This is a genomic window from Tardiphaga sp. GW821-FHT12E02, from assembly GCF_058807155.1.
In genome coordinates, this window is the sequence record NZ_JBXAQK010000001.1 from 4,976,911 (window position 1) to 4,988,989 (window position 12,079).

A 12,079-nucleotide genomic window follows, 5' to 3' on the forward strand; every position below is an offset into this window, starting at 1 on the left:
GAGCGCCGAAAGGCGCAGCTTTAGCAAGTGCCGCGACCTCAATCTTCCGGATCGCCGGAAGAGCAAAGCCGCGGAACGCCTTTCGACGCTCCACCGTGGCGATTTCTGTCCCCAGGACCGTTCTTCCGGGCAAAGGCTGTTGACCCCGCAGGGTCCGGCAGTTTCCTGCCTGTCGCCGATGCCACGTCCAGCCGCGCTAGCGGCAGACCCCCATAGTGGGGCCGGACGGTGACCCGAGACCTCCCGAGTGCGTGAGGGAACGTCTCCCTCCCGCCCGCAGGCGCCACATCCCCAACCGCGCTCCCGGCGTCCCGGTCACGCCCCTCACCGAGGGAGGGGATGGATGGGAATATTGTCTAGGGCGGGAATTTCGTCAAGGATTATTTTCAATGGGCGGGTTTGCGTCGCGCAGCCTCCGCACCCTGCCCTTTAACCATTGGCGGACTACCTTGCGTATCACCGGTCATTCCCTCGGCCGCTCTCAATGACAACGGTCTGCTCGCGATGATGGACTTCATCGATTTCATATGGCGGGTCTCGCGGCTGAGCTGGCGGGACATGTGCGCTGTTGTGCTGGGCGTCGCGATCGTGATCGCCGGCGCGTTCTTTGCGGATTGGTGGCCCTATGGCGGCGACTATTACGTCGTCCTGCTCGCATTCCTCGCGCCGGGCGCGGTGCTGTGGATCGCGTTCATCTACTATCTGTCGCAGTGGCATGCGGCTTCGCGCGCGCGGCAGCGCTGAACCGTAGGGCGGATAAGGCGAAGCCGTCATCCGCCGGCGGTGTTTGTAGGAACGCTAGAGCGCTTTCACAAACATCCACGGCGGACGATGCTTCGCTAATCCGCCCTACGGCTGCCCGTGCCGGTAACCGGCAGCCCCATCACTGCAACGCGCATCAGGAGATTTATGTCTGAGTTTGTCAGGCATTGTCGCAACGCCGACCATCCACGGCTTTCGTAACTTCTGGATTCCGCCGGCTTTATGATGCTCGACATTCAATAGCGGTATCCTGGCAAGGCGCTGCCGCCATTTGCTTCGACATATCGCGAAACAATTGCCGCGGAAGCTTTTACCCACGATTTAGTTTGTCGCCGCACCGTCGATCCCGCCTGTCGAGGATCGCATGATGATCGCCGTTGTTTGCCGCTATTTGCTGTCGCTGACCCATCGCTTCCGCCGCGCGGAGAGCGGCAATGTCGCCGTGATCTTTGCCATCGCACTGCTGCCGATGATCGGCTTCGTCGGCGCCGCCGTCGATTATTCCCGCGCGACTGCGGCGCGCAGCCGGATGCAGACGATCCTCGATGCGGCGACGCTGATGATCGCCAAGGACGACGCGGCCGGCACCATGAGCAATGCTGCGATCACCTCCGGCCTGCTCAACTATTTCAACGCGCAGTTCACCAATGCCGATATCAGCGGCGTCACCGTGACCGCCGCCTATACCAACAATGCGACGACGGGATCGCAGATCACATCGTCCAGCAGCGGCACGATCCAGACCGCATTCCTGCGCGTGATCGGCTTTCCGTCATTCCAACTGACGGCGGCATCGACCACCACCTGGGGCACCACCAAATTGCGCGTGGCGCTGGCGCTCGACAATACCGGCTCGATGTCCGACAGCGGCAAGATGTCGGCCCTGAAGACCGCGACCAACAACCTGATCGACCAGCTCAGCGCCGCAGCCACCAACAATGGCGACGTCTATGTCTCCATCGTGCCATTCGCCAACGTCGTCAATTTCGGCACCGGCTACAAAAACAGCGGCTATATCGACTGGTCGAACTGGTCCACCTCCGGCAGCATCGAGGAGGGCTGGACCTGCAGCACGAAATACAATGCGCGCAACCAGACCATGATCTGCGGTTCCAGCAATAACAGCACCAGCACCTGGAACGGCTGCGTGATGGACCGCACGCAAAGCTACGACGTGCAGGTCACTGCACCGACCTCGACGGCGACCTATTATCCCGCCGACCAGTCGTCCTATTGTCCGACACCGATCGCGCCATTGAGCTATAGCTGGAGCTCGCTGAAATCCACCGTCAGCGCGATGACGCCGCTGGGCGGCACCAATCAGCCGATCGGCCTGGTCTGGGCCTGGCAGACGCTGCAACAGAGCGCACCGTTCAATGCGCCGGCGGAAGACAGCAACTATACTTACACCAAGGCCATCGTACTGCTGTCGGACGGGCTCAACACCATGGACCGTTGGTATGGCAATGGCAGCACACAATCACCGCAGGTCGATGCGCGGCAGCAATTGCTGTGCGACAACATCAAGGCGGCCGGCGTCACCATCTACACGATCCAGGTCAATACCGGCGGCGACCCGACATCGACAATCCTGCAATCCTGCGCCAGCGGCAGCAGCAACTTCTTCATGTTGACGGATGCGTCGCAGGTGATATCGACGTTCAACTCGATCGGGACCTCTCTGACGAAATTGAGGGTATCGAAATAGAGCGACCTCCACCCGCATCGGTATCGCGGGCGATTTCGCCTACAATGGTTCCCTCACGAATCACCCCCTGAGGAAACCCATGCGCTCACGTCTCCGCACTGCCCTTGTCGCGCTCGCTGCCCTCTCCGCCACGGCGACCATCGCTCATGCCGATAGCGGCACCATTCGCTTCAAGGTGCTGAAGGGCGGCTGGTTCATCGGGGCGTCCGGCGGCTCGGGCGTGCTGACGTTTCGCGGCCGGCAATATCCGCTGTCGATCGGCGGCGTGAGCGCGGGCCTGGTGTTCGGCGCGTCGGAAACGCGGCTCGCCGGGCGGGTGAGCAATATCAACCGGCCGTCGGATGTGGCGGGTGTGTATGGCGCGGGTGGTGCCGGGGCTGCGATCGGGCGCGGTGTGAGCGCGATCGTGCTGACCAATGAGAAAGGCGCGGTGCTGGAGCTGTCGGGCCGGCAGACCGGGCTGATGGTGAATGCGGATCTGTCGGGATTGGCGATCTCGCTGCAGTAGAACGCGGCGTTTCTCCCTCCCCCAAGCGGCGTAGCCGCGCAGCGGGGAGGGTGGATCGAAGCGAGCGTTCAGCGAGCTTCGAGACGGGTGGGGTCTGTCCCCACGGAGGACGTCATGTGGGGATAGACCCCACCCGGCCTATCGGCCACCCTCCCCGCTGCGCTTCGCTTGGGGGAGGGATTTCCGCGACCACCGAGCGCCCCACCGCTGTTGCACACTTGCCTGTGTGGAACATCGCCGCTTCCCTCGACGCCCCCGCCCCGCATTGGTAAGCCCTCGGCTCAGGAGCTTTGGACCGGAATGACTGTCGCGATCGAGATGGGGCATACGACGGCGGGCGCGCCGGCGTCTCTCGACCTCGAGGAATTGCTGGCGACGCGCCTGCTGGTGCAGGGCAATTCCGGTTCCGGAAAATCGCATCTGCTGCGCCGGCTGCTCGAACAGAGCGCGCCCTGGGTGCAGCAGACCATCATCGATCCCGAAGGCGATTTCGTCTCGCTGGCCGAACGCTTTGGCCATCTGGTGATTGATGCCGAGGACCACACCGAACGCGGCTTGCAGGCAGCCGGCGAACGCGCACGCGAGCATCGCGTCTCCACCGTACTCAATCTCGAAGGCCTCGACGCGGAGAACCAGATGCGGCGCGCCGCTGCGTTTCTCAACGGGCTGTTCGATGCCCCGCGCGACCATTGGTATCCGATGCTCGTGATCGTCGATGAAGCGCAATTGTTCGCGCCGGCGGTGGCCGGCGAAGTCTCGGATGAGGCGCGAAAACTCTCACTCGGCGCGATGACCAATCTGATGTGCCGCGGCCGCAAGCGCGGGCTTGCCGGAATCATCGCGACCCAGCGGCTGGCAAAGCTCGCCAAGAATGTCGCGGCGGAAGCGTCGAACTTTCTGATGGGCCGCACCTTCCTCGATATCGACATGGCGCGCGCCGCCGATCTGCTCGGCATGGAGCGCAAGCAGGCGGAAGCGTTTCGCGATCTCGAACGCGGGCAGTTCATGGCGCTGGGGCCCGCATTGTCGCGACGGCCGCTCGGCCTGCGCATCGGCGCGACGGAAACCGCGCCGCGCAATGCAACGCCAAAACTGATGCCGCTGCCGGGGGCCGCGTCGGAAGAGATGCGTGCGGTGATCCTCGCAGCACCGCCGCCGGAAACCAGCATGCGGCCGGCGCGCCGTGCACCGGCTTCGCCGGATCTGCTCGGCCAGTTGATGGCCGCCCGCGCGGCCGGGCCTGATCTGCGGCCGGAGCCCGATGCACCACCGCCGACGCCCGAGGAAATCGCCGAGCGCCGCGCGCGCGTCGATCGCGTGCTGCAGGCGCTGATGTCCGAGCCCGATGCGGGCTTTCGCGCCATCGGCGTGCTGCATCAGGAATTCGTGGTCCGCTGCCGCATCGACGGGCTCGGCACCGCCGTGCCTGATCTCAACGAATTCCGCCGCATGCTGACGCATGCGCGCGCCGGGCTCGGCTCCGATCTCAGCGACGACACCGGCTGGCAGGACGTGGCGCTGCGCGCGGCGATCCTGCCCGACGACATGCAGGGCGTGTTCATGATGATCGCCCGCGCCGCCAAGGAAGGCTGGCCCTGCCCCGGCGACGCCGCGATTGCCCGCGCCTATGGCTCGCACTCGCTGCGCCGGGCGCGACGGCTGCTGAGCTATATCGAGGAACAGGGGCTGATCGTGTGCCAGGTGGATGGCACCGGCAAGCGCATCGTCACGCTGGTGGAACTCGCCTGGGCGACGGCGCCGGGCGATCCCAATGCGGGCGAGGCTGCGGCGGCGGAGTAAGGCATAGGCGTCTTGCCGTGATAGCTTTGTTCCATCGCTTCTGATTCGACGGACTGCGCCTTAACTCATGCTGCACGACCCACACAGCTTGGCCGCCATGGCAGAGACACTCGCGTCGTCCGGCGAGTATCGCGTTCTTCGCCGCCTCGTGCCGCGCAGTGAATTCGCTGACGACAATGGCGCGGTTGTGAAGACCGGCATCCTGCTGGACGTCGAAACCACCGGCCTCGATTACACCCGCGACGAGATCATCGAACTGGCGATGATCAAGTTCGACTATCTCGCGGATGGCACCATCATCCGCGCCGGCGAGGTCTTCACCGCGTTCAACGAACCGTCCAATCCGATCCCGCCGGAGATCGTCGAACTCACGGGGATCACCGACGAGATGGTGGCCGGGCATCGCATCGACGAGGATGCCGTCACCGCCTTCGTCGACGGCGCTGTCATCGTCATCGCGCATAATGCCGGCTTCGATCGCAAATTTGCCGAGCGCATCTGCCCCCTGTTTGCCAAGAAGCCATGGGGCTGTTCGCAGAAGGAAATCGACTGGCAGAAGCATGGTTTCGAAGGCGCCAAGCTCGGCTATCTGCTGGCCGGCGCCGGCTATTTCCATCAGGCGCATCGGGCGATTGACGATTGTCATGCGCTGCTGGAAATCTTGGCGTTCGAGCTGCCGGCCGTCGGCACCTCCGCCCTCGCCGCGCTGCTGGAACGCGCGCGGCGGAAGACCATGCGGGTCTGGGCCGAGCAGTCGCCGTTCGACCTCAAGGACGAACTGAAGCGCCGGGGTTATCGCTGGAGCGACGGTTCCGACGGGCGGCCGAAATCCTGGTATATCGACGTGGATGAGGGCCAGGAGGCCGCGGAAATCGAATTTCTGCGCAGCACGATCTATCTCCGCGAGGTCGATCCCCGCGTGCAGGCGCTCAGCGCCACGGTGCGGTATTCGACAAGGGCATAGGCCATACGCGCCGCTCGCCCTTCACCTCTCCCCACCGGGGAGAGGTCGCGCGCCTTGCGCGCGGGTGAGGGGGAGCCCCGCGCTCCGACGTCACCAGCCCCTCACCCGGATCGCAAGAGGGATCCGACCTCTCCCCGGCGGGGAGAGGTGATCCGAGCGTCGCTGCAACGCATTGCAGACCTGCCCGTTTTCCAGCCATTCCGATTGTTTTTCTGCCCCATGGGGTCTATTCAAAATCACTCTAAAGAGCCGTCTAGGAAGGAATTCGTCGTGTCCAAGTCCCCCGTCGTCACCATCGACAAGCACCCCGGCCGCTCCGCGCAGACCATCGGTATGGCGCGCGTACTCGGCACGGACGAGACGCTCATTCATGAGCCGTCGGTGGGCGTGGTGGGCACCAAGGGCGACAGCCAGTGCTATATGGGCGTGATGTCCAAGGTGGACGCGATCCATGAAGCCCTGAAGAAGCGGATCGGCCGCGGCGAAGGCCAGCTGCCCTATCGCCTGGTGCAGCCGGAATACACAATCGCCACCTCGGACGGCATCCGCAACGGCACGCGCGAGATGCGCTATTCGCTGATCGGCCGCGAAGTGACCAATGACGCGCTGTCGGAACATCTGAGCGCCACCGGCCTGCTCGGCACCATCGCCGTCGTCGCCTGCGACAAGCCGCCGGTCGGCGCGCTCGCCGCATTGCTTGAGCACAACGAACCGTCGATCATCATGTCGGACGGCGCGATCCATCCGGGCGAGGATCCGAAGACCGGCGAGAAGCTCGACATCGTCAGCGCCTATCAGGTCGCCGGCAATCCCGACGCCGAATATCGCCATCACATCGCCTGCCATGCCTGCCCCGGCTATGGCTCGTGCGGCGGCATCTTCACCTACAACACCATGCAGACCTTCATCGGCGTGGTCGGCATGCAGCCGCTGCACATGGTGGCGCCGCCGTCCGACGATCCGCGCCGCCTGAAGGACTTCCCGGAGCAGCTGGTCACCTATCTCGCCAACATGATCGCCAAGGGCATCAAGCCACGCGACATCGTCAGCCGTGACAGCTTGCGCAATGCGATGATCGTGTCGCTGGCGATCGGCGGTTCGACCAATGTCACGCTGCATGCGCCGGAAATCGCGCGCGCCGCGGGCTTCACCGACTTCTGGAAGGAAGTCATGACGCCGGCCGAGTTCAACTATCTGTCGCAGCACATCGTGCCGGTGCTCACCGACGCGCGGCCTTACGGCAAATATTCGATGGTCGATATCGATGCCGTCGGCGGCGTGCAGGTGATCGTGCGCGAGCTGATGGATGCCGGCCTGATCAATGGCGATGTGCTGACCTGCACCGGCGAGACGCTGGCCGAGCAGATCAAGCGCCTCGAAACCAAGCCGGCCGATGGCCGCGTGGTCTATACGGTCGAGAAGCCCTACAAGCCGACCGGCGGCCTGCGCGTGCTCGGCGGCAACCTGTCGCCGGAATTCTCCGCCATTCTCAAGCTCGCCGGCGTCGAAGGCGGGCTCGAGGACAACTGCTTCCGCGGCACCGCGCGCGTGTTCGAAGGCGAACGTGGCCTGCTGCAGGCCCTCGACCAGCATCCGGAGAAATTCCAGAACCACGACATGGTGATCGTGCGCTACGACGGCCCGGTGGGCGCGCCCGGCATGCCGGAAATGCTCGACCCGACCTCGCGCATCACCACGCTGTGCCGCGAGCGCAATATCGTCGTCGGTCTCATGACCGATGCGCGCTTCTCCGGCGGCTCGGTGGGTCTGGTGATCGGCCATGTCGGCCCGGAAGCGGCCCTTGGCGGCGCCATCGGCCTGATCGAGGATGGCGACGAGATCGTGGCCGACCTCAATGTCAACGAGCTCAACTGCACGCAGCTGCAGGACCCGGCCGTCTATGCCAAGCGCAAGGCGGCATGGGAGAAGGTTGTGGCCGACAATGGCGGCATCCATCCGAGCTGCGGCGAGGCCGATACGCGCCTGCTGCATCGCGCCCGGCTCAGCGCCGTGCCCGCCACCCGCGGCGCCGGCATGCATCCGAACCGCGAAGTCTGGGTGCGCAATGCGCGTGAAGCCACGCGCTCGGGCTTCGTGCCGACCAACAAGCACCGCCCGGAGGCCAACAAGGCCTTCTAAAAGCCACCGATATTCATTGTGATAACAGGCCCGGTGGCACGCCACCGGGCCTGTTTCTTTTGTTGCCTAATGGCGAGAGCGCGTAGGATGGGTTGAGCGCAGCGATACCCATCACCACAAACGCCGGAGCATGCGGTGATGGGTATCGCTCCGGCGCCATGCGCCTGCGCTCAACCCATCCTACGCATCGCATTTGACAAGGAGCGCATATGAGCGTCGCCTTTACCAAGGAAGACAGCGCCGAAACCGCATCGGAGACCATGCTCCCCGATCGCCCGATTTCGGAGCATCCGAACCTCGTCACGGCCGACGGGCTGAAAGCGCTGGAGCGGCAGCTGGCCGAGGCGCAGGCAGCCATCGAGGCCGCAGCGGGGATCGACGACGTGAACGAGAAGCGCCGGCAGCAGGCGCTGCCGCTGCGCGATGCGCGCTATCTCGCGGAGCGCGTGCGGACGGCGCAGGTGATCGATGCGCCGACGTCGCACGATGTGGTGGCCTTCGGAAGCACGGTGACATTCGAGCGCGATGACGGCCGCGTGCAGACTTATCGCATCGTCGGCGAGGATGAGGCCGATCCGAAAGCGGGAACGATTTCGTTCGTGGCGCCGGTGGCGAAGCTGCTGATGGGCAAGGCCGTGGGGGATGTCGCGACCATGTCCGGACAGGAACTGGAGATCACGAAAATCGCGTGAATTCTCCGCCGTCATTGCGAGGAGCGTAGCGACGAAGCAATCCAGTCTTGTTGCCTTCTGGATTGCTTCGCTACGCTCGCAATGACGAGTAACTACTCCCCGCCGAGCCCCAGCCGGTTCGGCATCCGCTTCTCGATATTGAACTTGAGCAGCGCCGCCGAACGGAAGATGCCGTGGGCGAATTTGCCGTAAGGCAGCGTCACGAACAGCGCCATCACGGTGCCGAGATGGATCGCCAGCCACAGCGCCATGAAACGGGTGTCGCGCAGCACCAAGAGCAGCAGGCCGGTGACGGACACCAGCAGCAGCAGCATGATGAAGCCGCGGTCCATCGCCTTCTGCGAAGCGTCGCTGCGCAACGCGTCGCGCTTGAAGTTCAGCCAGAGCAGACCGACCGGGCCGATGATCAGGCCGATGCCGCCGAGCGTACCGAGGATAACGGGCGCGCTGGTGTAGGCATAGGGCGCCTGCAACTTCCAGATATAGTGATACAGCGTCGCCACGCAGGTGGAGGCGAAGCACAGCAGAAAGCCATACAGCGTGAAATGGTGGAAGCGCCGACGCCACAGCGTGAAGGCATCGTCGCCTTCATTGCAGCCCTCGCCATGGCCACCGCCAAGATATTTCATCCGCGCGACATCGTGGACAGCCTCAGCAACAGCGGGCACGCGCGCCTGTGCGGCCGCCTTGATGTCTGCAGCATTGCCATCCTTCGTCGGCGAGACCTCGCGCCAGAATTTCACCACGCCGATGGCGAGCGCGAGAATGGCAAAGCCGAACACCGAGCCGAACAGCAGCGCCATGAAGTTGTGCGGGAAGATCGCGTAGAAATTGCCCTTCAGAGGCTCATGAATCAGACGGCCATTCATCGCGATGGCGAGGATCATGAACAGCGCGAGGCCTCCGGACAGCGCGAAGGCGACCGTCAGGCCGGCGCGCTCATACAGCTTTCCGAACGCGCGCGGCCACGCATAGTCCTGATAGGTGCGCACGCGCACCTTGGCCATGGCCTGCGGGACATTGACCGCGAATTCATGGGGCGGTGCATATTGGCAGGCATAGAGGCACGAGCCGCAATTATGGCAGAGATTGGCGAGATAATGCGTATCTGCCGCGTTGAATTCGAGCCGGCGCGTCATTGCCGGAAACACGGCGCAAAAACCTTCGCAGTAACGGCACGCGTTGCAGATCTGCATGACGCGCGCGATCTCGGCCTCGCCGGCGGTCATCGCCTCGGCGAGATTGACGCCGCCATTGCAGGCGCCGTCTTTCGGCGGAGCCAATTCAGCGACCGGCGGCATAGGCGAATTCCTCTTCGAATGTCGGGTGGTGATGCCCGGTCGCGGCCGCGGCATTGACGCCGGCGATGCGGCCGAAGGCCGTGCCGATGCTCATGCCGACACCGGCGGTGTAGCCCTTGCCGAGCACATTGCCGGCGACCATCTCGCCGGCGGCGAACAGATTGCTGCTGATCACATTGCCGAAGCGACAGGCCGCGGTCTCGTCGGTCTTCATGCCGAGATAGGTGAAGGTGATCCCGGGCGCGAGCGGATAGGCGGTGAAGGGCGGCGTGTCGATCACGCGCGCCCAGTGCGTCTTGGCGGGCGTGACGCCATCGGTGCGGCAATCATCGAGCGCGGTGTGATCGAAGGTGCCGGGCTGGCACGCCGCATTATAGGCGTTCAGCGTGTCCATGAAGGTTGCGGGATCGACGCCGATCTTCACCGCGAGTTCTTCCAGCGTATTTGCCTTGGTGCCGTCGAACACCGGCGGCATGAAGCGGCCGATGGCTTTCTGGTCGATGATGGACCAGGCGGTCTGGCCGGGCTGCTGGGCGACAAGGCGGCCCCAGATCGCATAGCGCTTCGGCCAGAAGTCCTCGCCCTCGTCATAGAAGCGCTTGGCCTCGCGATTGACGACGACGCCGAGCGAGACGCAATCGATGCGCGTGCAGATGCCGCCGTCATAGAGCGGCGCGCGGGCGTCGATGGCGACGCAATGCGCTTGCGTGGGATCGCCGATCGTGTCCGCGCCGGCATCGATCATGAATTTGAGCAGGACGCCTTGATTGAAGCGGGTGCCACGGATCAGGAAGTTTTCAGCGGTCCATTCACCGCGCTCGTTCTGGCCCCAGGCTTCGCGCTGCCATTCCAGATTGGACTCGAAGCCACCGCAGCCGAGCACGCAGCTTTTGGCCGTGATGCGCTCGCCGCTTTCGGTGATGGCGGCGACGAATTCGCCGTCCTTTAGCTCGAGGTTTTTCACTGGCGTGTCGTAGCGGATCTCAACGCCGAGTTCCTCAGCGCTGCGATAATACGCATTCACCAGCGCCTTGCCGCCGCCCATGAAGAACGCATTGGTGCGCGCCACATGCAGCGCCCCGGACAAAGGCGGCTGGAAATGCACGCCGTGTTTGCGCATCCAGGGCCGGCAACGCGAGGAATGCCGGATCACCATGCGCGCCAGCGGCTCATTGGTGATGCCGCCGGTGACCTTGAGCAGATCCTGCCAGAATTCCTCTTCCGGATAGGCCTCGACCAGCACATCCTGCGGCTCGTCATGCATGCAGCGCAGATTGCGCACATGCATGGAATTGCCGCCGCGCCATTCCTTCGGTGCGGATTCCAGCAAGAGCACTGACGCACCGGCCTCACGCGCCATCAGCGCCGAACACAAAGCCGCATTGCCGCCACCGATGACGAGAACGTCGGGCATGGATGAGGACGTGGCCATCGATCAGAACAGCTTTCTCAAGATTGAAATTCCGGCCACTCGCCGCCGAGATTGATGGAGAGCTTTTGCGCGATCGGGCCGAGCACGCTTTTCATCTGCGCGATCTCCGCTGCGCCAAAGCGTTCGCGCGGGCCGGACAGCGAAATCACGCCGACCAGCATACCACGCGGGCCGAACACGGGTGCTGCCACCGCCGCGCAGCTCGGATCACGCTCGCCGAGCGAGACGTCGTTACCATGCGTGCGGATGGCATCATAGCGATCGCCTTTCGCGGCATCGTAAGCGAGGATGATGTGCCCGGCAGCGCCGCGCAGCAGCGCGTAGCTGTGACCGGCCTCGACGCGATCCAGCGTGGCGTGGCGCGAATTGACGCGGTAGAGGCAGACGCGGTTGTCGGTGTCCTGCCGCACATGGAAAGACGCGCTTTCAGTGCCGCGATCGACCAGTTCCTGCAACGCCGGCACCACGTAATGGCCGAGCGCATTCTTGCGGGTGAAGGCGACGCCGAGACGGAACGCGGTGGGGCCGAGATCATAGGTCCCGTCCGGCAGACGCGTGACATAGCCGGTCGGGATCAATGAGGAGAGCAGACGCAGGATCGTGCTCTTGTAGAAACCGGTGCGCACGGCCAGTTCGGCCAGCGTCATCGGCTTGTCGGCATGTTCCAGCGCGGCGACGATGGACAATGCCCGCTCGACGGCGGCGACGCCCTCGCCGCCTTCGCGGGCGGGAAGATCGGCCTTGGGTTTCATGGCAGGCTTGTTCATCGTGAT

10 protein-coding genes are annotated in these 12,079 nt (G+C 64.1%); 7 read left to right on the plus strand and 3 right to left on the minus strand.

The features are described from left to right. The first annotated feature begins 504 nt into the window (after positions 1-504). The 7 genes from AC1RQ5_RS23585 (at position 505) to greA (ending at position 8,573) form a co-directional block, all read left to right on the plus strand. Entirely contained in the window at positions 505-744 is a 240-nt protein-coding gene (locus tag AC1RQ5_RS23585) for a hypothetical protein (RefSeq protein ID WP_493202183.1), read from the plus strand. 385 nt (positions 745-1,129) lie between these two features. Then, positions 1,130-2,470, plus strand: a complete 1,341-nt coding sequence (locus AC1RQ5_RS23590) for a TadE/TadG family type IV pilus assembly protein (protein WP_493202185.1) — start codon at positions 1,130-1,132, stop codon at positions 2,468-2,470. A 79-nt stretch (positions 2,471-2,549) separates the two neighbouring features. Next, positions 2,550-2,978: a hypothetical protein gene (locus AC1RQ5_RS23595; protein WP_493202187.1), complete on the plus strand. Its 429-nt coding sequence runs from the start codon at positions 2,550-2,552 to the stop codon at positions 2,976-2,978. Between the two features lie 300 nt (positions 2,979-3,278). After that, complete coding sequence (locus tag AC1RQ5_RS23600; RefSeq protein WP_493202189.1) at positions 3,279-4,778, plus strand: helicase HerA domain-containing protein; 1,500 nt, start codon at positions 3,279-3,281, stop codon at positions 4,776-4,778. A gap of 67 nt (positions 4,779-4,845) precedes the next feature. Next, a complete protein-coding gene (locus AC1RQ5_RS23605; protein WP_493202191.1) occupies positions 4,846-5,742 on the plus strand; it encodes a 3'-5' exonuclease in 897 nt (298 codons plus the stop codon). A gap of 270 nt (positions 5,743-6,012) precedes the next feature. Further along, entirely contained in the window at positions 6,013-7,881 is a 1,869-nt protein-coding gene (locus AC1RQ5_RS23610) for a dihydroxy-acid dehydratase domain-containing protein (protein ID WP_493202193.1), read from the plus strand. Between the two features lie 209 nt (positions 7,882-8,090). After that, entirely contained in the window at positions 8,091-8,573 is a 483-nt protein-coding gene (gene greA, locus AC1RQ5_RS23615) for a transcription elongation factor GreA (RefSeq protein ID WP_493202195.1), read from the plus strand. A 92-nt stretch (positions 8,574-8,665) separates the two neighbouring features. On the opposite strand, the gene tcuB is transcribed toward greA, so the two are convergent. The 3 genes from tcuB to AC1RQ5_RS23630 are packed head-to-tail and all read right to left on the minus strand — an operon-like array spanning position 8,666 to position 12,073. Then, positions 8,666-9,874 carry a tricarballylate utilization 4Fe-4S protein TcuB gene (gene tcuB / locus AC1RQ5_RS23620; RefSeq protein ID WP_493202197.1) on the minus strand — a complete coding sequence of 403 codons (1,209 nt, stop codon included), beginning with the start codon at positions 9,872-9,874 and terminating at the stop codon, positions 8,666-8,668. After that, positions 9,858-11,288, minus strand: a complete 1,431-nt coding sequence (gene tcuA / locus AC1RQ5_RS23625) for an FAD-dependent tricarballylate dehydrogenase TcuA (protein WP_493202199.1) — start codon at positions 11,286-11,288, stop codon at positions 9,858-9,860. The genes tcuB and tcuA overlap by 17 nt, the downstream gene beginning before the upstream one ends. A 35-nt stretch (positions 11,289-11,323) precedes the next feature. Next, on the minus strand, positions 11,324-12,073 hold the full coding sequence (locus AC1RQ5_RS23630; protein WP_398478241.1) for an IclR family transcriptional regulator: 750 nt from the start codon (positions 12,071-12,073) through the stop codon (positions 11,324-11,326). Positions 12,074-12,079: the final 6 nt, after the last annotated feature.

Excerpts from the sequence above, each read along its gene's own strand:
- AC1RQ5_RS23585 (WP_493202183.1), top strand. The coding sequence starts at position 505 with ATGATGGACTTCATCGATTTCATATGGCGGGTCTCGCGGCTGAGCTGG.
- AC1RQ5_RS23590 (WP_493202185.1), top strand. The coding sequence starts at position 1,130 with ATGATCGCCGTTGTTTGCCGCTATTTGCTGTCGCTGACCCATCGCTTC.
- AC1RQ5_RS23595 (WP_493202187.1), top strand. The coding sequence starts at position 2,550 with ATGCGCTCACGTCTCCGCACTGCCCTTGTCGCGCTCGCTGCCCTCTCC.
- AC1RQ5_RS23600 (WP_493202189.1), top strand. The coding sequence starts at position 3,279 with ATGACTGTCGCGATCGAGATGGGGCATACGACGGCGGGCGCGCCGGCG.
- AC1RQ5_RS23605 (WP_493202191.1), top strand. The coding sequence starts at position 4,846 with ATGCTGCACGACCCACACAGCTTGGCCGCCATGGCAGAGACACTCGCG.
- greA (WP_493202195.1), top strand. The coding sequence starts at position 8,091 with ATGAGCGTCGCCTTTACCAAGGAAGACAGCGCCGAAACCGCATCGGAG.
- tcuB (WP_493202197.1), bottom strand. The coding sequence starts at position 9,874 with ATGCCGCCGGTCGCTGAATTGGCTCCGCCGAAAGACGGCGCCTGCAAT.
- tcuA (WP_493202199.1), bottom strand. The coding sequence starts at position 11,288 with ATGCCCGACGTTCTCGTCATCGGTGGCGGCAATGCGGCTTTGTGTTCG.
- AC1RQ5_RS23630 (WP_398478241.1), bottom strand. The coding sequence starts at position 12,073 with ATGAACAAGCCTGCCATGAAACCCAAGGCCGATCTTCCCGCCCGCGAA.